We start from the raw sequence: 20,450 nt of genomic DNA on the forward strand, positions 1-20,450 counted from the left end.
CTTCGTGATGAACAAAACTGATATAGACACTCCGGCATCTTTGCCACCTAAACAAGAACGCCACAAATTATTCGGTTCTATAGACCCAGGGCCGAAAACCAAGCCTGTGGACAAAGATAAGATGGCGGATTTACAAAATGCAAAACAGGATTATCTGTTCGATATAGACGTAGTCGGCATCAATAATGTAAAGCACCCGATTAAAGTGAAAAGCTTTATGACCCCTGAGGAACAGACCACCATCGGCACCTTCACCTTCTCTTCCTCTATCGCAAAGGGAAGCAAGGGAACCAACATGAGCCGCTTCACCGAACAGCTCACCAAGTACTATGAACAGGGGTTCACCGTGACGATCGCCTCTTTGAAAGAGTTTGCCAGAGAGCTTGCCGGACGTCTCAAGCGGGATGATGCCTTCATCAAGGTCGATTTTCCCTGGTTTTTTGAGCGGAAAGGTCCTTCTTCGGAACTTGCCGGTATGAATCATGCGGACGCTTTTATTTCCGTATCTTATTCCAGAACGGACGGATTCGATATCCAGACCGGATTAACCGGGAAAATAACGACACTGTGTCCATGCTCGAAAGAAATCAGTGAGTATAGTGCTCATAACCAACGAGGGAATGTATCTATGGCCGTCACTCTTGAAGAAGATTTTGACGAAGCCCGCACGGATTGGAAGGAAGCTCTTCTCGAAGCCGCTGAAAGCAACGCCAGCGCACGCATCCACCCTGTTCTGAAACGTCCGGATGAAAAAATGGTCACGGAACAGGCTTATGAAAATCCGAGATTCGTCGAAGACATGGTCCGCCTTGTGGCCGCAGATTTATATGAACACCCGTTTGTAGAAGCTTTCGAAGTATCCTGTCGCAACGAAGAGTCGATTCATTTACACGATGCTGTCGCCTCCCTGACTTTCGATAAACGAACTGATGAACTCTGATGATGACGAAACTGATGATCGGTCTGATCCGTTTTTACCGAAAAGGAATCAGTCCTTTCACTCCCCCGACCTGCAGGTTTTATCCGACATGCTCGGAATATGGCCTCGTTGCTTTTCAAACGCACGGCTTCCTGAAAGGTATGGTCCTCACTGGAAAACGGATCCTGAAGTGTCACCCGTTTCATCCTGGAGGAGTAGACGTGGTACCGGAGAAAAAACAGAAGGAGTGATTCCATGAATATTACAGTTACAGAAGAAGCAGCCTCCTGGTATAAAGACGAGCTTGACCTTGAGGAAAACGATAATCTCCAGTTTTATGTAAGGTACGGGGGAGTCGGCGGATTGCAACCCGGTTTTTCATTGGGTATCAAAGTGGATACCCCTTACGAAGCTGTGGCTGAAACGAGCGTCGAAGGTATAACATTTTATATTGAAAAATCGGATGAATGGTACTTTGACAATCACTCCCTCCACGTTTCTTATGATGAGCAATGGGAAGAGCCTGCGATGTCTTACGAAAACTGAACATCCATTGCTAAAAAGGAGCCGCTTCACATATAGCGGCTCCTTTTTTTATCCAGTTCAAAACGCCTGATGTGATCCTCTTTTCCTTCCGCCTGCAATATGTCAAACTGATGCTTCCCGAACAGGTCATAATGGGGGAAGGCTTCTCTGAAATCGATCCATTCCGGCTTAAGTCCGTACTTCCTCCCCCACCTTTTCAACTTTTCGACATCACTACAGCCCACTTTCGTCACCGTGTCACATCCAGGGAATCGATCATCGATCCAATAATGTGTCAAAAAAGAAATCTCCCCTTGTACCACGTCCTTTTTCCACTGCCTTAACTCGCTTTTTCCGATGCCGAACGCCATCAGTCTTGTTCCACCGCAAGCTTATATGTTTCATGCCAGGTCGGGAACGCTTTTCTGAGGGAGGTAGGGCGAAATGTGTCCTTCTTAACGAGGACATGGTCGGAAGATCCGGTGACAGCAACCGTGCCGTCATGATGGACCACTTCATAAGCATACGTCGTTTTGACACCGGTGTATTCAGCAATCCACGTACGCACCGATACTTGGTCTCCATACCTTACCGGTTTTTGAAAAGAGACTCTTACATCTGTCACCGGGGAGACGATTCCCGCATCCTCCATCTCCTTATAGCTGAACCCGAACTCTTCGATCAGGGACGTCCTGCCTATTTCAAACCATATGAGATAATTCGCATGGTAGACCACTCCCATCATATCCGTCTCCTGATACCTTACCTGAATTTCTGTCGTATTGATCTTCATTCTTAGGACTCCCTTCGTACTGCTCTCCATGCTTCTTCTATATCTTTTTCAGTAAAAATGAGGCTCGTATTTTCTCCCTGCTGATGCCATGCATGATACTGCACGGCTTCATCCATCAGATTTCCGATGAAACGACCATTTCCTTCTACGCGAGTATTCAACAAAGCCGTTTCCAAGTACTCCCGCGCTTTTGGAGACAGCTCATACGAGTAAGTTGCTACGGTTTTCTCCATCATTCGGAGCAATTCCTGCGCGGAATAATCCGGGAAGTGGAAAAATTTCTTAAAACGGGAAGCAAGTCCCGGATTACTTTCAATCAGCTTCTTCATTTCTTCTTCGTACCCGGCAAGGATGACGACGAGGTTTTCATTTTGTTTGGTCATTTCATCCACGAGTGTTTCAATAGCTTCTTTCCCAAAATCATCTTTCATTCCGCTTCGGAGCGAATAAGCTTCATCGATGAACAACACTCCACCAAGAGCCTCTCGTATCTTTTTCTTCGTCTTTATCGCTGTCTGACCTACAAATCCCGCTACGAGATCACTACGGGAAGCGACTACGACATGCCCCCGTTTTAAAAGGCCACAATCTTTCAGTACAGTGGCGTAGATCTCGGCGACCGTCGTTTTACCGGTGCCCGGATTTCCGCTGAATACAGAATGGAGCTGGATAGGTACAGTAGGATAGCCTTCCTTTTTCCGCTGTTGTTGCATTTGGACAAAGGAGGAAAGCTTCTCCACCTCTCTTTTCACTGTATCGAGACCTATCAATTCATGCAGCCGCTCCACCCCGGAACGTTGTTTCTGCTCCTTCTCATCCTCCCAGCGCATGTCTTCCTCTGTGATCCTCATATGGGCAAGCCAGTTATCCCCTTCGTCCACGGCCTCCCGGGATCCTTTATAGAAAATGGTTTTCAGGACGAGGTTTCTGACGCTACGGGCGTTACCGAACGATTCATCGACCTGTTCTTTTTCAATCAATATCTCCAGGCGTCCTAGCGCTTCTTTGGTAAAAAAGAAATCGTTCTCGAGTGCCATATGTTCGCCGATCTCAAGTAGCTCACTCGAGGAATAGTCCGGAAGATCGAGGCGGTTCTGTTCAGGTATACGGCTTCTCAGCCCGGGATTCGCCCACAGAAACTGTCTCATTTCTTCCGGGTATCCGGCAAGGATCACCGCGAACGTCCCTGCGTACTCCTTACTCGTCATGGCGGAAACGAGCGTATCGATCACAGCCTGACCGTAGTCGTTTCCGGATTGGCCTTCCCGCTTAAGACTATAGGCTTCATCGATGAATAATACCCCCCCTTGTGCTTCTTTTATGTAATTCATCGTGTTTTCTTCACTTTGTCCCATATAAGAACCGACCAGATGGGAACGGTTCACTTCCACCACTTCCGTCGTTTGGAGCAGTCCTAGTTCATAGTAGATCTCAGCCAATAATCTTGCCAGGGTCGTTTTGCCTGTTCCTGGATTCCCCGTCATAATCATGTGCAGGGAAGGTTCATCCACCATGGAAAAACCGAATGTCTTCCGGTCCTGCTGATATTTCAGGAAATGATAGTACTGATGGATGTAAGTCTTCACATCTTCAAGTCCGATCATATCTTCAAGCGCATCCAGTGCCGAACGTCCGGGTGTATGTTTGAAAGCAATAGGAAGATGGAATTCAAGCTCCTTCGTCTCCTCTTCCACCCGGCGTAACAGACGGCTAACCTCTGAAGTCGATATCTTCATCCGTTTCGATTCGCGTGTCTCCAATGCATACCTGACTATCTCTTCCAGATGAGCCATCGTTTCATTTAACTGTTGGTACGTCTTCCACTGCGACCTCGCATCCACTACGGTCTGATTCACATAATCTTCGTCGAATAACCGTAAAAGGAACAATAGAGACTCCTGGAGTTCAGTCGTTTTTTTCACCTTTTGGCTGATATGATCCGTTTCACGTAAACTAGGGGCATGTTGAATAAACCGATTTGTATAGTGGATAAGGCGCAACAGATGCTGCAGCGATTCCATTTCCCTGATCAGTTTCAGTGTACCGTCTGCATTCTTCGCTTCTGCCAATATCCCCGGAGATAATTCATCCCCTTTCGGCTGTCTTTGAAGTCTATGATAAACGAGAGCAACACGAAGCAAAGCTTTCTCCCTCGCATTACGTCCTTCTTCTTCGAGCATCCGCAGAATCTCCGGTTCTTTCCACGGCGGAGCAGTTTCGATTGATTTCCATTCTTCTGACACGGCCATCCTTTCACTTCCTTCCTGTCTGTATTTTACCATAGCTCGATCGCTTTAAAAAAAGACCACCAGAAGGAGTGATCTTTTTACAATCAAGTATCAATCAAGTTTTTTCATTTTGTCTGTCATGAACTCATAGGTCATTGGCCCGAATTTACGGGAGTGGATCGTTCCATCACTATTAATGAAATAGGTGGCTGGAATCGTGAAAGTCTGATACTTTTCAGAAAGCTGATCTTCCTTATCAAGCAACGTTTCGAATGTAAAACCTTCCTTCTGGATATACCGGGAAACATTCGAAGGATCCTCTTCGGTGGAGGTCGCATTGACAGCGAGAACAGTCACGTCTTCCCCATACTTCTCATGGAATCTTTGCACCCCCGGCATTTCTTCCTTGCAGGGCGGGCACCAGGTAGCCCATATGTTCAATATGACTGGTTTGCCTTTGTAGTGATCCACGTTTGTCTTTTTTCCCTGGAGAGTCTGAAGCGGGATATTCGGCGCCTGTTCCCCTATTTCGATTCCTTCGTCGGCTTCAGGAGGGACGATTGCTGTGCCTTCCTGATCGGTGTCCCCGGACACATTGTACTCGCCTCCCGACTCCTCCGCTCCATTGGTGTATTCCACTACACTATAAAGTACAAGTGCGATAAGGAATGATGCTATGATAAGTGTGGTCAATTTTTTCATCGTGAACGAACCCCTTTACCGTATCTTCTGAAAGTTTACCATAAAAGTTTTCCGAATAGAAATCCTGAACGTTAGCAGGAAAAAGAAAGAGGTGTGCGGACGAACCGCACACCTCTTCATTCGAGAACTTCTTATTTCAGCTTGTTACGAAGCACCATTTGCAGGATGCCACCATGACGGTAGTAGTCAATTTCTACTTCACTGTCGAAACGGGCGATAACTTCGAATTCTTTCTTATTCCCGTCTTCATCCGTAGCTGTGACTTTTACAAGATCATGCGGCTTCACGTCTTCACCGATTTCCACGTCGATCGTTTCACGACCAGTAAGGCCGAGTGTTTCGATCGTGTCATCACTTTGGAACTGCAATGGCAGGACACCCATCATAACCAGGTTGGAACGGTGGATACGCTCGAAACTCTGAGCGATGACCGTTTCGATACCAAGAAGGTCCGTACCCTTCGCAGCCCAGTCCCGGGAGCTTCCCATACCGTAATCATCTCCGGCGATGACAGCAAGAGGCGTGTTATCCTCTTTGTACTTCATAGCTGCTGTATAGATAGGCATAACCTCTTCTGTCGGCCAGTACGTCGTATAGCCGCCTTCTGTACCCTGAGCCAGTTGGTTACGGATACGGATGTTAGCGAACGTACCACGCATCATCACTTCATGGTTACCTCTACGGGACCCGTAGGAGTTGAAGTTACGAGGAGACACGCCTTTTTCCTGCAGATATTCGCCTGCCGGCATACTGCTCGGGATGGCACCGGCCGGTGAAATGTGGTCGGTTGTGACAGAATCTCCGAACTTACCGATTACCCGCATTCCGTTCAACGGCTTCACAGGGTTTGATTCTTTGGAAAGCCCTTCGAAGAACGGAGGATTCTGAATATAGGTGGACTCATCATCCCAGTCATACAGAGGCTCATCGGTCGTTTCAATCTCATTCCATTTTTCATTGGAATTAAATATATTTTCATATTCTTTACGATAGATTTCAGGCGTCACTACACTGGAGATCTGTTCTTTGATCTCTTCCTGACTTGGCCAGATATCGTCGAAGAATACATCATTGCCCTGCTGATCCTGACCAATCGGTTCGTTCTTCAGGTCGATATTTACAGTTCCTGCCAGTGCATAGGCAACGACAAGAGGTGGCGACGCCAGATAGTTCGCTTTCACGAGCGGGTGAATACGACCTTCGAAGTTCCGGTTCCCACTAAGTACGGACGAAACGGTCAAATCTGTATCCGCAATCGCTTTTTCAATCTCAGGAAGCAAGGGACCCGAGTTACCGATACATGTCGTACAACCATACCCGACAAGGTTGAAACCTAGCTGATTCAGATAATTCATCAACCCGGAATCTTCGAGATAGCGGGTTACGACCTTAGAACCGGGTGCAAGAGAAGTTTTTACGTATTCTGGAACATCCAAGCCCTTATCAACTGCGTTTTTCGCTACCAGACCTGCTCCGAGCATCACATGTGGATTGGACGTGTTCGTACATGATGTAATAGCTGCGATAGCCAGTGCCCCTGTGTTCATTTCCGCTGTGTCTCCGTTTGCGAATTCCACGGTTGCTTTCTTATTGAACTCGGATTCATCAAAACCGAAGCCCTGGTTTCCTTCCGGAGCAGTTATCGCATTTGTGAACGACTCTTTCATTTCAGAGAAAGGAATCAAATCCTGAGGACGTTTCGGTCCAGAAAGGTTCGGCTCCAGTTCATCCAGTTCTATTTCAATAAGTTCAGTGAATTCCGGATCTTCATAAGAAGGGTCATACCACAGGCTGTTTTCCTTGCAGTATTTTTCAACAAGGTCAATCTGTTCCTCCGTACGCCCTGTAAGGCGAAGATAATCAAGGGATTCTCCGTCTACCGGGAAGAAACCGCAAGTTGCACCGTATTCAGGAGCCATATTGGAAATCGTAGCACGATCGGCAAGCGGCATTTCCTGGAGCCCAGGCCCGAAGAACTCGACGAATTTCCCGACCACGTTCGCTTCACGCAGGCGCTGGGTCACTTTAAGAGCCAGGTCAGTCGCTGTAGTACCTTGAGGGAAACTTCCTTTAAGTTTAACTCCGATAACTTCCGGTGCAGGGAAATAGGAAGGTTGGCCAAGCATGCCCGCTTCCGCTTCAATGCCGCCTACACCCCAGCCGAGAACACCGAGACCGTTGATCATCGTCGTGTGAGAGTCTGTACCTACAAGTGTGTCAGGGTATGTATCCACACTCCCGTCTTCATTCTCTTTTGAATGTACGACGTTCGCTATGTACTCCAGGTTCACCTGGTGCACAATACCGGTTGCAGGTGGTACAGCACGATAGTTATCAAATGCTTTCTGAGCCCAGTGAAGGAATTCATAACGCTCTTTGTTCCGTTCGAATTCCAGTTCCATGTTCGCTTGAAGCGCCGAACTTGTACCGTACTGATCTACCTGTACAGAGTGGTCGATAACAAGGTCCACCGGTACTTCCGGGTTGATCTTTTCCGGTTCGCCACCCATGTCGACCATCGCTCTTCTTAAGCTTGCCAAATCGACGACCGCCGGCACCCCGGTGAAGTCCTGCAAGATGACACGAGATGGTTTGAAAGGCACATCTTCTCCTTTGCTGTCGTCCTGTCCCCATTTCGCCAGGCTTTCTACGTGTTCGTCAGCGATTACTCTTCCGTCGTGCTGACGAAGCAAAGATTCAAGCAAAATCCGAATTGAAAAAGGAAGGCGTGATATTTTACCCAGTCCCGCTTCCTCCAGAGATTTCAAGTCATAATAATTGTACGTTTTTCCATTTGATTCAAATTGCTTTTTCGCATTGAATGGATGGTTTGCCATGTCTCTTATCCCCCTTATCATTCTTACTGTAAAAAGAAAAATGTATTCTTTTCACCTACTGCAATACTATAATTACGCCCTTTATATTGTAAATGAAAACAATTTCAAAGTAAAATGAATAGACTATTTTTTTATGCTGCACTTCATTGTGTTTGTGCCCCATTCCTTTTATAATAAAGAGTGACTATGAAAGAATAGGTGATACTATGAATCTCGGATTTTCATTGTTCATAATAGGTTGGATCCTCATCATGATCGTACTTATGGGGATCGGTGGATTTTTCATGTTCCGCAAATTCCTGAAACGGATGCCGAAAGAAGATGGGATTTCAACGATTGACTGGGAAGAATTCTATATAGAAAAGACAAGACAGTTGTGGAGCGAGGATCAGAAAATCTTTTTAGAAGAATTGACTTCTCCTGTCCCCGAATTGTTCAGGGACGTGGCTCAGCAACGAATCGCCGGCGAAATCGGGAGACTCGCATTAGAAAGAAGACTCCGTCACATGACACAGGATACGATTATAGAAGGTTATATCCTTGCTACACCAAAACGTGACCATAAATTTCTCGTAAAGAAACTGAAAGAGAAAGAAATAGATACAGCTCCTTATGAAGAACTGCTTGAAGTATAAACAAAAGCACCGCTGATTATAGCGGTGCTTTTGTCGTTTCCATACTTTTCTCTAGCTTAATATATTTATAAAGCATTGCCAGTCTCCAGGAAATGATCATTCCAAAAGCGAGCACAAAAAACATCCCGCTCGTTTCACCGAAGGAAATCACCTGGCCGATGATCAGTTTGAAAACAATCCTGAAAGCCAATAATCCCATCAATACCCCGATGAACAGCTTCGAAGGAGTAAGGTAGATCCTCCCCTCCCATACTTCAAACCGGGAGGTGAAAATCAGGAATACTGAAAACAATACTCCTACAGCAAATGCTTCCACCACTTGAGATGCGCTGATTCTGAACATCGGAAACACAAACATCAGTGCTCCTGAACTCATGAACAAAGGCGGTAGTATAATTTTTTTGATACTGGCAGGTCGTTCGGATGCCTTTTTTCTGACAAAAATCATAACAACGGCCATGACAGCCCCTACAAACGTGGAAACAATCAACAAAAAAGTATTCATAGGATAACTCCTTACTGCGTAACTTCTTCCCTACGATCATCCGCGATGGAAAGTATGATCGTCATCGTGACACCGATTACCGTTAAATAAACACCGAGATCGAATAAGAGTGCTGTAGCCAGTTCCGTCCGACCAAGGATAGGAAGCTGAAAGTAAGCAAAGGTCTGGCTCAGAAACGGTTCCCCGAAAAGAAAAGAACCCATACCGGTCAACAATGCGATTAAAAGCCCAAGTTTAAAGAGAAATCGGAAATTAATCGGCAGAGAATTCCTCATCCCTGACTGCCCATACGCCATATTCATTAATACTATAGCTGCAGAGGTCATCAAGCCTCCGATAAATCCTCCTCCCGGCGCATTATGCCCCGCGAAGAATAAGTAAACGGAGAAGCCAAGAAGAATAAACGCGATTATCGAAGTCATCGTTTTTAAAATCAAATCATTGCTGTTTCTCTTCACAAAAAGACACCTACTTTCTTCAACTATACATTTGTGTGTTCATTCTACCAAAAATTATTTTAAAAGACGAATAAAATTTCCTTCATCACTTGTAGTTTGATTATTGGTTGGAGGTTGTTTTGCGTTTCGGAGTAACTACTAAGTATTTATAAGATGTGATTCGCAAAATCTCCGCTCTATACATAGAAAAGCCACTCAACATTAGTGATCATCACCAATAGTAAGAGTGGCTTGAAAGTATTTTCGTTAATAAGGAATCCCGTTATTTTGATTGATTCGATTGATTATTCATTTGCTTCATCATTTGATTGATTTTCTTCTGAGACGGCTTTTGCCCCATCTGCATCATCAACGTCCGCAACATTTGTTCGTTAATTGGCGGGTTCTTTTTCAAATAATTCATCATATATTTTCTTGCAATGAAAAACCCTAATGCCGCTCCTGCAAGCAGCGCAACCAATGCAATCAGAATGATCCATATAATTCCTAATTCCATGATTAGTTCCCCTTTCGTGATATATCCCATAACAGTATAGTAAATCGGGACGGGGATTACAATAGGGGATGCACGGCTACCACCTATTGTTTGCCCAAAACAACGCCCTCTCTCACTAAGAAATCTTTTCCGATTAAAAAATTGCTCGTTCCCTAGTCGCCAGTCAAGAAAAACTGTCCAAATTCATATCTGTCGGACTAGTAAACCCTCGTACCACTACTGCATTTCTTCCTACATTATATCATATCGCCGCTCATAAGCTGAAACAAGAAACTTATCCTCTTCACCCTTCACAGACGATTCCCCGGAATGCCTCCCATATGAACGGAAGCTTTCCGCCGGAGTCGGCTGGTCTGCTCTTGGGCCTCTTGATGGATAGCAACACTACTGATGAACGGTGCTTTGATCTTTTGCAAAAGTATGTAACATACAGAAACTCCGGAAGGTATCCGGAGTTTCTGTATTAATTTCACTTAACGAAACTTTCCACCTGTTTCACTACGTTTTCTACAGTAAAGCCGTAGTTCTCGATAACCGTATCTCCTGGAGCAGAAGCACCGAAGCGGTCAATGCCGACAACTTTTCCGTCGAGTCCTACGAAACGGTCCCATCCAAAGGACGTGGCCATTTCAATAGCGACACGGTTACGGATACTCGTTGGAAGTACTTCTTCTTTATACGCGTCACTCTGAGCTTCAAATCGATCAAAGGAAGCTACACTGACAACCCGGGCGTCGATGCCTTTATTTTTCAGTTCCTTTTGGGCTGCTACAGCGAGCTGCACTTCAGACCCGGAAGCTAAAAGAATCGTATCCGGCGTCTCTTTCTCGGAACCGCTCAACACATAGGCACCTTTTTTCACACCTTCGTACGCTTTTTCCTTTGTACCTTCAAGCGTCGGCAGTCCCTGTCTTGTGAGCACAAGGGCCGTCGGTTGCGACGTAGATTCAAGTGCAAGTCTCCATGCAGCACTTGATTCATTACCGTCCGCCGGACGAATGACGGAGAGGTTAGGAATTGCACGAAGAGCGGCCAAGTGTTCTACCGGTTCATGTGTAGGTCCATCTTCCCCGACAGCGATAGAATCATGAGTAAACACATAGTTAACGGGAAGGTTCTGAATCGCTGACAGTCTAAGAGAAGGACGTAAATAGTCACTGAACACGAAGAACGTGCCACCGTACACTTTCAGACCGCCGTGAAGAGCCATACCGTTCAATGCGGCAGCCATGGCATGTTCACGTACCCCGAACCATATATTACGACCGGCATAATTCCCTTTAGCGAAGTCCTCCTGCGCTTTTACTGTCGTTTTGTTTGATCCTGCAAGGTCTGCACTGCCCCCGAAGAAATAAGGGATTTTGTCAGATAGTGCATTGATCGCTTCTCCGGAGGTCGCACGAGTAGCCACTTTATCACTGGTAGGTTCATAAACAGGAAGGGCTTGTTCCCATCCCTCCGGCAATTCACCATTCATCGCTTTTTCCAGTTCCTCGGCTAGTTCAGGATTGGAATTCTTATACTCTTCAAATAGCTGATTCCATTCTTGTTCTTTCTTTTCGCCACGATCCTGAATTTTCTCTTTGAAGTCCGCATAAACCTCATCCGGCACATGGAAAGGTTCGTGCTCCCATCCATAATACTCTTTGGTCTTCTGCACTTCTTCTTCACCGAGAGGTGCACCGTGAGCGTCCGCTTTTCCGGATTTCGTCGGCGCCCCATAGCCGATAACCGTTTTCACTTCAATCATTGTCGGCTGTTCCGTATTATCTTTCGCTTGTTTCAACGCATCGACGATAGCTTTCGTGTCATTTCCATCATCCACACGAAGAACCTGCCAGCCGTAAGCCTCGTATCTTTTTTCCACGTTTTCACTGAAAGCACGATTCAGTTCACCATCGAGTGAAATATCGTTGGAATCATACAATACGATGAGTTTCCCGAGACCCAGATGTCCGGCAAGAGAAGCTGATTCGTGTGAAATACCTTCCATCAGATCTCCGTCACTGCAGACAACATACGTATTGTGGTCCACCACGTTATGTTTGTCCGTATTGTAATTCGCTGCAAGGTGCGCTTCAGCCATAGCAATTCCGGTTGCCATAGAGATACCTTGACCGAGTGGACCCGTCGTCGCTTCTACGCCATGGGTGTGACCTACTTCCGGGTGACCGGGAGTTTTAGAATCCCACTGACGGAAATTTTTCAAATCATCAATAGAAACATTGTACCCGGATAGATGCAGGAGACTGTACTGCAGCATGGATCCGTGCCCTGCTGATAAAACAAACCGGTCTCTGTTAAACCAGTCGGCGTTTTTAGGGTTATGGTTCATGAATTCTGTCCAAAGCTTGTAAGCTAAAGGAGCTGTGCCCATTGGCATCCCCGGATGTCCGGAGCTCGCTTTTTCGACTGCATCAATTGTCAGTGTACGAATAGTATTAATAGACTGTGCTTCAATATTTTTTGTCAATGTCATTCCCCTTTCAGGTGCGGAATATGTAACAAGTACAATCCTATAATGAAATCAGTTTCATAGCAAGTCACTAAAGCGTTTTCATCAAAAAACCTGCGTTTTGATTCGCAGGTTTTTAATGTTTTTTCTCATTTTCTTGCATGCGTTTCACTTTTTCAGGGGTTACGTCTTTCCCTTCAGGGTCGATGACTGTCATCCCTTTCAAGTGATTTTTGAACGATTTGCGAACGTTTTGTAAATATTCCTGGCGTAATTCCTGCTGTTCTGACTGTTCTTCGGAAGTTAAGCCCTGTTCCTTCTTCTTATTGGCCAGTGCATTTATACGATCAAGTTTGTCCTGTGATAACACGGTTCCATCACCTCTTATTCATTCTTATTGCAGAATTGATTTATTTATATATCGTAACGCGTGTACTCACTGTTTTCAACTGATTGATATTCTTTGAATCTTCTATGAACGGTAGCTTTGGAAATATCGTACCCCATCCCCCTCAACGTGGATGCAATTTCCTGGAACGTGAGTTTTTTATCCCTTAGCTTTATCACTTCTTCTATAGGAAAATCTTTCCGTTCCCTGCCTTTGGCTTGATCTATGTTTTTCAGATTTTCGAGAGGATTGAACCCTTCCTCCACTGCTTTTTTCATACCCCGTCTTATTTTCATATTGTGAAGTTGGCGCTGGTACTCCTCCACGATACCTACAATCTGGAGCACCATGGAGTCTGATTCCGACACCTCAAGTTCTCCATTTCCTGTAACGGAAAACACCGAAACTCCTAGTTTTTCCAATTGGTGTAATAAAGCTATTTTCGTATTCCCTCTCCCGAGACGAGTTTCATCCTGAATCAACAGTGCTTCTGCATCCCCGGCAGAAAAAAGATCGAGTGCTTTCAATACCCCTTCTCTTTCAATAGAGTAGCCGCTTTCTTTTTCTATGATAATTTCTATGACTTCCATGCCATGAATTCCGGCCAGTTTCAATAATTCTTCTTTTTGTCTCTGTATGGATGTTTCCTGCGTTTCTTTTTCTGTACTTACCCTGCAATACAAGACCGCCCTCATCCTATGACCCCCTTCTCTCCGGAGATGATACAGGAATCAGGCACTGGAGACCATGGAGAAATAAAGAAAAACCAAGCTCAAAATAAATAAAATGATGTGTGTCACGTCTTGTTTCGAAAGTTTGTGAAACATAGAATACCTCCTGTAAGAACTATTGTTCCTTGGAACTTGTGTTCGTGTAATTCATATTATATACGAACTATTGTTCTTGTCAACAGGAAATTCGAACGCCTGTTTGTATTTATGCGAACACCATGCTACAATGTATGTAATAAATTTTATATACAGGATGTGAGCACATGACTAACCTATCAAAACGACAGCAAGAGATATTAGACTTCATTAAACAGGAAGTGATTGACAAAGGCTACCCTCCGTCTGTCAGAGAAATCGGCAAGTACGTGGGTCTTGCCTCAAGTTCTACAGTCCACGGTCATCTGGCCCGTCTCGAAAAGAAAGGTTTCATCAGACGAGACCCTACGAAACCGCGCGCTATCGAGGTTATCGATTTGGAAGACGAACAGGAATCGAAAATCCCGAAAAGAGAAGCATCTTTCGCTCCTGTCATAGGTAAAGTAACAGCGGGTACTCCTATTACAGCAATAGAAAATATCGAGGAATATTTACCGATTCCTGATGCTATAAGTAGCACAGATGAAGACACGTTCATCCTGGTCGTTCAGGGGGAAAGTATGATTGAAGCCGGGGTTCTCGATGGAGACAAAGTTATCGTTCGCAAACAGAGCACGGCACAAAACGGAGATATCGTCGTTGGTATGACCGATGAAGGGGAAGCTACTGTCAAACGCTTTTTCAAAGAATCGGATCATGTTCGGCTTCAGCCAGAGAACAGAGCGATGGACCCTATCCTTCTCGATGATGTAACTATTCTAGGCAAAGTGGTCGGGTTGTTCCGGAGTGTTCACTGATCAGATAGCCATATAAATTAAATCGTTCTTTTCAAAACAGACCCGCACGCGAGTGAATTTATCGCTCCCGTGCGGGTCTGTTTGTTCTTATTCAAACTCTTCATTATTGTGGGGAAATGAATAAAAACCCTTCGGAGAGCTGCGCTCCGAAGGGTTTTTGAATTAATAGATCTGCAGGTACTGTTCTCTCTCCCAAGGGTGTACTTGGGTACGGAACATATCCCATTCGATTTCTTTTGCTTCGACAAAGTGTTCGTATAGATGTTCGCCAAGAGCATCAACCATTGTTTTATCTTTTTTCAGCTCCTGAAGTGCATCGTAAAGTGTAGCAGGAAGGTCTCTAACGCCCGCTGCTTCACGTTCTTCTTTATCCATAACATAGATGTTACGGTCTACCGGTTCAGGTACGGAGAGTTTATTCTCTACCCCGTCAAGTCCGGCTGCCAATAGAACTGCCATGCCAAGGTACGGGTTAGCGGCAGGGTCAACACTACGTACTTCGATACGTGTACTCACACCACGGGAAGTAGGCACGCGGATGAGTGGGCTTCTGTTCTGTGCAGACCACGCCACGTAACAAGGCGCTTCATAACCGGGAACCAGGCGCTTGTACGAGTTTACAGTCGGGTTCGTCACAGCTGTGAAAGCCATTGCGTGCTTCAGGATTCCCGCTGTAAATTGATAAGCTACCTCAGAAAGCTGCTCTTTCCCATTTTCGTCGAAGAAAGCATTACCATCTTCTGTGAAAAGAGACATATTTGCGTGCATACCGGAGCCGTTCACACCAAACAATGGTTTCGGCATAAAGGTTGCGTGCAGACCATGCTTACGGGCGATCGTCTTAACGACAAGTTTGAACGTTTGGATGTCATCACAGTGTTTCACTGCATCAGAGTATTTGAAATCAATTTCATGCTGTCCAGGTGCCACTTCGTGGTGGGACGCTTCAATTTCAAAACCCATCTCTTCCAGCTCAAGCACGATATCACGACGGCAATTTTCACCCAAGTCGGTTGGCGCAAGGTCGAAATAGCCACCCTTATCGTTGAGTTCAAGAGTCGGTTCCATATTTTCATCAAGTTTGAAAAGGAAGAATTCAGGCTCTGTACCGAGGTTGAACGCGGAAAATCCGAGTTCTTCCATTTTCTTGAGATTACGCTTTAAGTTATACCGTGGGCAACCTTCAAAAGGTGTACCATCCGGGTTGTAAATGTCACAGATGAATCTTGCGACTTTCCCTTTTTCGGACGTCCAAGGCAGTACCAGGAACGAATCGTAGTCAGGAACTAAGTACATGTCGGATTCTTCAATACGTACGAAACCTTCGATTGAAGAACCATCGAACATCATTACCCCATCTAAAGCTTTATCAAGCTGGCTGAATGGAATTTCTACGTTTTTAATTACTCCGAGCATATCAGTGAATTGTAGTCGGATGAATTTTACGTTCTCTTCCTCGATCTTTTTGTAAATTTCTTTTCTGGTTAATCCCATGCGTGTGCCTCCTGTACATTTTTAGTGGAAGAACCTGGACAGTTCTCCCTGTCTAAGTCCAAATTTCCCTTTACCCGCTTCGTGCATAATTTCATTACGAAGCATTTTCCGCAACTCTTTCTCGGAGAGTTGATTGTGCACCTCTTCGATTTCTTCCGGTTTGTATTCCGGCTGCTTCTCTTCCTGTTTCAAATCAAACACCTGCTTGATTCCGGCAAGGTTTACACCTTTTTCAATCAGAGATCTGATCTCTAAAAGCCGGTCTACATCATTAAATGAAAACAAGCGCTGATTTCCTTTGGAACGAGCAGGAGTTACAAGTTCATTTTGCTCGTAATAACGAATTTGCCGAGGAGTGAGGTCGGTCAGAGACTGGACGATCCCCATTGGAAATAGCGGCATCGAGCGTCTGATATCATCACTCATTTGTGCCACCTCCTCAAAAAATTCTTACTATTAGTATAATTCAAAACAGATAAATGTCAAGGGATGTTAGAAAAGTTCACATAAAACAAGGACCAGATTACTCTGATCCTTGTTTCCACACAGCTTTGACCGCCCTGCTTATAGCAATTTTCACATGTTCAAAAGTTAACCCACCCTGAATGAAGGCCATATAAGGCGGGCGAAGCGGACCATCCGCTGTCAATTCAAGACTCGCCCCCTGAATAAAGGTACCTGCAGCCATGATGACTTCATTATCGTACCCGGGCAGCGGGCCAGGTTCCGGATGAACGAAGCTATTCACAGGAGAAGCAGCTTGAATCTGCCGACAGAAGGCTATCATCTGTTCAGCAGAATCGAAATAAACCGACTGAATGAGATCCGTTCGATACTCATCATAGGAGGGACTTGTAGCGAACCCTTCCGTCTCCAGGTATCTGGCAGTAAATACAGCTCCCTTCAGCGCTTCCCCCACTATATGAGGAGCAAGAAAAATGCCCTGATACATTTCCTGCAAAACAGAAAGGCTTGAGCCGACTCCTTTACCGAGTCCGGGGGCCGTGAGTCTGTGAGCACATCTTTCAATAAGACTTTTTCTTCCGGCTATATACCCGCCGGTCCTTACGATTCCACCACCGGGATTTTTGATTAATGACCCTGCTATGAGATCGGCCCCGACTTCCGGAGGTTCCAGCTTTTCCACAAACTCTCCGTAGCAGTTGTCGACGAATACAACCGCTTCTGGATTCACTTTTTTAATTTCCCTGACGATTTCTCCAATTTCTTCAATCGTAAATGAAGGTCGATCCGCATATCCTTTCGACCGTTGGATAGCCACCATTTTAGTACGGGAGGTGATAACCTCCTCGAATCTCCCGACGTCGACCTGACCGTCTTTCAATGGCAATGATTCATAAGCGATGCCATAGTTATATAAAGATCCGTTATCCTCCCCCTCCTTCGAGGGCGCGATCACCTCTTCTAACGTGTCATAAGGAGCACCAGTGACATACAATAGCTTGTCTCCAGGTCTCAAAATACCGAAAAATGAAGTAGAGATCGCGTGTGTTCCGGAGACGAATTGGGGCCTTACGAGAGCATCTTCAGCACCAAAAATTTCAGCGTAGACACTTTCAAGAACTTCTCGCCCTTCATCGTCATACCCATATCCGGTTTCCGAGTGGAAATGACGATCCGACACTCGCTTTGCCTGAAAAGCATCCAGCACTTTCTCCTGATTATATAGGGCTGTATCTTCAATCATTTTCTTATATGGGGCTAATTCTTCTTCCACATGCATCGATTTATTCATCTTCCGACTCCTTCGGGATCAGTTTATCCCTAAGCGGATGTTCCGGATTTATATACCCTCGCACCACGTACTCTTTTCTATCTTCTTTGAACTCACGCACCGTAACAATGGTGTTCATTTCCAGCGTGTTCAGAAATTTCCCTTCTTCTGCCTTCACATAAATATGATACGGATCCCAGATGTCACGAAGTACACCTTCGATGGCCGAAATCACGTTTGGGACATCTGTATCATCTGTGAGGGAGGTTTTCACAAAAGGTTTTTCCATCGGAGTGAACGGCCCACTCACTTTATCCTGCTTGTTATAAACAGTCAGTTTCGGGATATTTTCTGCCTCGAGCTCCCCTAGCAACGAAAGGACAGTCTTTTCATGACTTTCATGATTCGGGTGAGAGGCATCTACAATATGCAGAATGAAATCGGCTTCCGTCACTTCTTCAAGCGTGGAACGGAAAGCAGCGATCAACGTGGTCGGCAAATGTTGAATAAATCCGACGGTATCAGAAATCAGCACTTGTAAACCGGAAGGGAGTTTCGTCTGTCTCGTCAGCGGATCAAGCGTTGCAAATAACTGATTTTCCTGCAAGGACTCTGCAGAAGTGATTTTGTTAAAAAATGTCGTCTTTCCAGCATTCGTATATCCTACGATAGCTATTTGAAAAACATTATTTTCTTTTCTGCGCTCCCGATACTGTTTTCTATGTTCGACTACTTGTTCCAGCCGTTTTTTGACATCGGTGATTCTTCTTCTTATGTGCCGGCGATCCGTTTCCAATTTCGTCTCACCAGGACCACGGGTACCAATGCCACCTCCGAGACGCGATAGCTCAGTCCCCTGTCCTGATAGTCTCGGAAGCAAATATTGCAGTTGAGCAAGCTCCACCTGCAACTTCCCTTCCTTCGTCTTAGCCCGGTAAGCGAATATATCAAGAATAAGTTGACTTCTATCAATGACCCTCACCTCAAGTCTATTCGTAATATTTCGGAGCTGAGAAGGGGTCAACTCGTCATTGACGACTACGAGGTTAATGCCCAAGTCATCAATCAGCTCTTCAGCTTCCGTAAGTTTACCATCCCCGAGATAGTGAGCTCGATGGGGTCGTTCGAGTTGTTGCACTAACGTGTGAACCACTTCTCCTCCCGCAGTATCCGTCAGATCCTTCAATTCTTCGATCGAATAGTCGAAATCTTCCTTATGTAAAGGGTTTTTACGTGCTAGTATCAGGACTTTTTCTTTATCCAAAAGCTAATTCCTCCTCGTGTGTTGCACTCTCTTTTTCATATTTACTACAGATTATACAAAAGCGACATCATAAACGAAATCCAGGTCGTCTTTCATTATCTCATAAATACTTCATATGGAAAAAGATTCGAAAAAAGAAAATTGGGTGCTTAAAGCACCCAATTCACATTTCTTCTATTGATACATTTTTAGTAGGAGCAAACGTCGATATAGCATGTTTGAATATTAGTTGCTGCTTCCCTTCGGTTTCTACAAGGACGGTGAAATTATCAAATGCTTTAACGGTACCTTTTAATTGAAAACCATTTAATAAAAATAGAGTAACTGGGATTCTGTCTTTACGTAACTGATTTAAATAATTGTCCTGAATGTTTACTGATTGTGCCATGAAATGTACCTCCTCCATTCTATCTCTCTACATATATATTTAATTCTCTGTTCCAAATAAAAATCCTTCTATTTCTTCTAAAATCATCAACTTTTTTTCAGTGAAGTTCTGTTCATTCACTTCGTACCAATCAACCGGAAGCTTATTTTTAAAATACGTGTACTGCCTCTTTGCATACCTGCGGGAATTCCTCTTCAACAATTCCACCGCTTCTTCAAATTCGATCTCGCCATCCAGGTAAGGGATCAATTCTTTATAACCGATAGCTTTCATAGCTTGGGCGTCCCTCGGCACACTTTTCAATAAAGTTTCCACTTCCTCTACCAGTCCTTCTCTGACCATTGAATTGACCCTTTGGTCAATTCTGTTATATAACAAATTTCTTTCCATTTCCAAACCGATGATCCAATAATTATAAGGAGAAGTATTTTGATTTTTGTGGTGTTCTGTTTTCGTTATTCCGGTGGTTTCCAATATTTCGAGAGCGCGTATCGTTCTCTTTGTGTTATTGGGGTGGATCTTACCGGCTTCTTCCGGATCAACAACAGCCAGACGTTCATGCATAGCTTTTCCTCCACGCTCACTCAACTCATCTTCCAACCTTTTTGTTACTTCATAGTTTTTTGGCTGTTTCGCAAAAGAATAGTCGAATAGAAGGGATTGGATATACATCCCCGTGCCTCCTACAACGACTGGAAGTTTCCCTCTCGAAATAATATCTTCAATTAAATGCCTGGCTTTACTTTGGAACTCTGCTGCAGAAAATTCTTCATCAGGAGATTTTATATCAATCATATGGTGCGGGATATTACGGGCTTCCTCACTTGAAACCTTGGCAGTACCAATATCCATACCTTTATAAATCTGCATGGAATCCCCGCTGATGATTTCTCCATTGAATGTTTCGCAAAGTTCGATTCCTAATTTGGATTTCCCGACTGCCGTCGGCCCTACAATAGAGATCACTGTATTTTTCATCAATTATCACCACTTTCCACCCCTCA

Annotated in this window: 22 protein-coding genes; 5 read left to right on the forward strand and 17 right to left on the reverse strand. The window is 44.9% G+C overall.

What is annotated here, in order from left to right; translation table 11 throughout:
* The first annotated feature begins 7 nt into the window (after positions 1-7).
* From folE2 to BW944_RS01560, 3 genes are read left to right on the forward strand one after another with little or no spacing between them, the layout of a single operon-like run.
* Positions 8-940: a GTP cyclohydrolase FolE2 gene (gene folE2 / locus BW944_RS01550; protein WP_076556574.1), complete on the forward strand. Its 933-nt coding sequence runs from the start codon at positions 8-10 to the stop codon at positions 938-940.
* 2 nt (positions 941-942) lie between these two features.
* Complete coding sequence (gene yidD, locus BW944_RS01555; RefSeq protein WP_076556905.1) at positions 943-1,170, forward strand: membrane protein insertion efficiency factor YidD; 228 nt, start codon at positions 943-945, stop codon at positions 1,168-1,170.
* A 4-nt stretch (positions 1,171-1,174) separates the two neighbouring features.
* Positions 1,175-1,465, forward strand: a complete 291-nt coding sequence (locus BW944_RS01560; protein ID WP_076556575.1) for a HesB/YadR/YfhF family protein — start codon at positions 1,175-1,177, stop codon at positions 1,463-1,465.
* A gap of 26 nt (positions 1,466-1,491) precedes the next feature.
* Here BW944_RS01560 and BW944_RS01565 read toward each other — a convergent pair whose 3' ends face one another.
* The 5 genes from BW944_RS01565 to acnA form a co-directional block, all read right to left on the reverse strand.
* Positions 1,492-1,743 (reverse strand): hypothetical protein, encoded by a 252-nt coding sequence (locus BW944_RS01565; RefSeq protein WP_327290621.1) that lies wholly within the window; start codon positions 1,741-1,743, stop codon positions 1,492-1,494.
* Between the two features lie 71 nt (positions 1,744-1,814).
* Positions 1,815-2,237: an acyl-CoA thioesterase gene (locus tag BW944_RS01570; RefSeq protein ID WP_076556577.1), complete on the reverse strand. Its 423-nt coding sequence runs from the start codon at positions 2,235-2,237 to the stop codon at positions 1,815-1,817.
* Between the two features lie 2 nt (positions 2,238-2,239).
* On the reverse strand, positions 2,240-4,486 hold the full coding sequence (locus BW944_RS01575) for an AAA family ATPase (protein ID WP_076556578.1): 2,247 nt from the start codon (positions 4,484-4,486) through the stop codon (positions 2,240-2,242).
* 90 nt (positions 4,487-4,576) lie between these two features.
* Positions 4,577-5,167, reverse strand: coding sequence for a TlpA family protein disulfide reductase (locus BW944_RS01580; protein ID WP_076556579.1), 591 nt, complete (start codon positions 5,165-5,167; stop codon positions 4,577-4,579).
* A 131-nt stretch (positions 5,168-5,298) separates the two neighbouring features.
* A complete protein-coding gene (gene acnA / locus BW944_RS01585; protein WP_076556580.1) occupies positions 5,299-8,004 on the reverse strand; it encodes an aconitate hydratase AcnA in 2,706 nt (901 codons plus the stop codon).
* A gap of 206 nt (positions 8,005-8,210) precedes the next feature.
* Here acnA and BW944_RS01590 point away from each other — a divergent pair, with 206 nt between their 5' ends.
* On the forward strand, positions 8,211-8,639 hold the full coding sequence (locus BW944_RS01590; protein ID WP_076556581.1) for a DUF2621 family protein: 429 nt from the start codon (positions 8,211-8,213) through the stop codon (positions 8,637-8,639).
* A gap of 16 nt (positions 8,640-8,655) precedes the next feature.
* Here the strand turns inward: BW944_RS01590 and BW944_RS01595 are convergent, their stop codons facing one another.
* The 6 genes from BW944_RS01595 to BW944_RS01625 all read right to left on the reverse strand — a co-directional run bounded on the left by BW944_RS01595 (position 8,656) and on the right by BW944_RS01625 (position 13,636).
* Complete coding sequence (locus tag BW944_RS01595; RefSeq protein ID WP_076556582.1) at positions 8,656-9,144, reverse strand: CcdC family protein; 489 nt, start codon at positions 9,142-9,144, stop codon at positions 8,656-8,658.
* Between the two features lie 11 nt (positions 9,145-9,155).
* Positions 9,156-9,602 carry a Na(+)/H(+) antiporter subunit B gene (locus BW944_RS01600; RefSeq protein WP_076556583.1) on the reverse strand — a complete coding sequence of 149 codons (447 nt, stop codon included), beginning with the start codon at positions 9,600-9,602 and terminating at the stop codon, positions 9,156-9,158.
* Positions 9,603-9,864: 262 nt separating this feature from the next.
* Entirely contained in the window at positions 9,865-10,098 is a 234-nt protein-coding gene (locus tag BW944_RS01605) for a YneF family protein (RefSeq protein WP_076556584.1), read from the reverse strand.
* A 469-nt stretch (positions 10,099-10,567) separates the two neighbouring features.
* Positions 10,568-12,571: a transketolase gene (tkt, locus tag BW944_RS01615; RefSeq protein WP_076556586.1), complete on the reverse strand. Its 2,004-nt coding sequence runs from the start codon at positions 12,569-12,571 to the stop codon at positions 10,568-10,570.
* Between the two features lie 118 nt (positions 12,572-12,689).
* Positions 12,690-12,923, reverse strand: a complete 234-nt coding sequence (locus BW944_RS01620) for a DUF896 domain-containing protein (RefSeq protein WP_076556587.1) — start codon at positions 12,921-12,923, stop codon at positions 12,690-12,692.
* 44 nt (positions 12,924-12,967) lie between these two features.
* Positions 12,968-13,636 (reverse strand): YneB family resolvase-like protein, encoded by a 669-nt coding sequence (locus BW944_RS01625; RefSeq protein WP_076556588.1) that lies wholly within the window; start codon positions 13,634-13,636, stop codon positions 12,968-12,970.
* Positions 13,637-13,935: 299 nt separating this feature from the next.
* Here BW944_RS01625 and lexA point away from each other — a divergent pair, with 299 nt between their 5' ends.
* Positions 13,936-14,565 carry a transcriptional repressor LexA gene (lexA, locus tag BW944_RS01630; RefSeq protein WP_076556589.1) on the forward strand — a complete coding sequence of 210 codons (630 nt, stop codon included), beginning with the start codon at positions 13,936-13,938 and terminating at the stop codon, positions 14,563-14,565.
* 162 nt (positions 14,566-14,727) lie between these two features.
* On the opposite strand, the gene glnA is transcribed toward lexA, so the two are convergent.
* The 6 genes from glnA to miaA all read right to left on the reverse strand — a co-directional run bounded on the left by glnA (position 14,728) and on the right by miaA (position 20,424).
* Positions 14,728-16,059: a type I glutamate--ammonia ligase gene (gene glnA, locus BW944_RS01635; protein ID WP_076556590.1), complete on the reverse strand. Its 1,332-nt coding sequence runs from the start codon at positions 16,057-16,059 to the stop codon at positions 14,728-14,730.
* 21 nt (positions 16,060-16,080) lie between these two features.
* A complete protein-coding gene (locus tag BW944_RS01640; RefSeq protein WP_076556591.1) occupies positions 16,081-16,485 on the reverse strand; it encodes a MerR family transcriptional regulator in 405 nt (134 codons plus the stop codon).
* 97 nt (positions 16,486-16,582) lie between these two features.
* Positions 16,583-17,815 (reverse strand): methionine gamma-lyase family protein, encoded by a 1,233-nt coding sequence (locus BW944_RS01645; RefSeq protein ID WP_076556592.1) that lies wholly within the window; start codon positions 17,813-17,815, stop codon positions 16,583-16,585.
* Entirely contained in the window at positions 17,808-19,058 is a 1,251-nt protein-coding gene (gene hflX / locus BW944_RS01650; protein ID WP_076556593.1) for a GTPase HflX, read from the reverse strand. Before hflX ends, BW944_RS01645 begins: the two co-directional genes overlap by 8 nt.
* A gap of 163 nt (positions 19,059-19,221) precedes the next feature.
* A complete protein-coding gene (hfq, locus tag BW944_RS01655; RefSeq protein WP_076556594.1) occupies positions 19,222-19,446 on the reverse strand; it encodes an RNA chaperone Hfq in 225 nt (74 codons plus the stop codon).
* Between the two features lie 39 nt (positions 19,447-19,485).
* Positions 19,486-20,424 (reverse strand): tRNA (adenosine(37)-N6)-dimethylallyltransferase MiaA, encoded by a 939-nt coding sequence (miaA, locus tag BW944_RS01660; protein ID WP_076556595.1) that lies wholly within the window; start codon positions 20,422-20,424, stop codon positions 19,486-19,488.
* Positions 20,425-20,450: the final 26 nt, after the last annotated feature.

Origin of the sequence: Salimicrobium flavidum, assembly GCF_900156645.1 — a bacterium.
GTDB classification, from domain to species: Bacteria; Bacillota; Bacilli; order Bacillales; family Halobacillaceae; genus Salimicrobium; species Salimicrobium flavidum.

Coding starts and splice junctions, on each gene's coding strand:
- BW944_RS01560 (WP_076556575.1), top strand. CDS start 1,175: ATGAATATTACAGTTACAGAAGAAGCAGCCTCCTGGTATAAAGACGAG.
- miaA (WP_076556595.1), bottom strand. CDS start 20,424: ATGAAAAATACAGTGATCTCTATTGTAGGGCCGACGGCAGTCGGGAAA.
- folE2 (WP_076556574.1), top strand. CDS start 8: ATGAACAAAACTGATATAGACACTCCGGCATCTTTGCCACCTAAACAA.
- BW944_RS01570 (WP_076556577.1), bottom strand. CDS start 2,237: ATGAAGATCAATACGACAGAAATTCAGGTAAGGTATCAGGAGACGGAT.
- BW944_RS01580 (WP_076556579.1), bottom strand. CDS start 5,167: ATGAAAAAATTGACCACACTTATCATAGCATCATTCCTTATCGCACTT.
- BW944_RS01575 (WP_076556578.1), bottom strand. CDS start 4,486: ATGGCCGTGTCAGAAGAATGGAAATCAATCGAAACTGCTCCGCCGTGG.
- BW944_RS01645 (WP_076556592.1), bottom strand. CDS start 17,815: ATGAATAAATCGATGCATGTGGAAGAAGAATTAGCCCCATATAAGAAA.
- BW944_RS01625 (WP_076556588.1), bottom strand. CDS start 13,636: ATGAGGGCGGTCTTGTATTGCAGGGTAAGTACAGAAAAAGAAACGCAG.
- BW944_RS01590 (WP_076556581.1), top strand. CDS start 8,211: ATGAATCTCGGATTTTCATTGTTCATAATAGGTTGGATCCTCATCATG.
- BW944_RS01640 (WP_076556591.1), bottom strand. CDS start 16,485: ATGAGTGATGATATCAGACGCTCGATGCCGCTATTTCCAATGGGGATC.
- hfq (WP_076556594.1), bottom strand. CDS start 19,446: ATGGCACAATCAGTAAACATTCAGGACAATTATTTAAATCAGTTACGT.
- BW944_RS01605 (WP_076556584.1), bottom strand. CDS start 10,098: ATGGAATTAGGAATTATATGGATCATTCTGATTGCATTGGTTGCGCTG.
- acnA (WP_076556580.1), bottom strand. CDS start 8,004: ATGGCAAACCATCCATTCAATGCGAAAAAGCAATTTGAATCAAATGGA.
- yidD (WP_076556905.1), top strand. CDS start 943: ATGACGAAACTGATGATCGGTCTGATCCGTTTTTACCGAAAAGGAATC.
- glnA (WP_076556590.1), bottom strand. CDS start 16,059: ATGGGATTAACCAGAAAAGAAATTTACAAAAAGATCGAGGAAGAGAAC.
- BW944_RS01595 (WP_076556582.1), bottom strand. CDS start 9,144: ATGAATACTTTTTTGTTGATTGTTTCCACGTTTGTAGGGGCTGTCATG.
- lexA (WP_076556589.1), top strand. CDS start 13,936: ATGACTAACCTATCAAAACGACAGCAAGAGATATTAGACTTCATTAAA.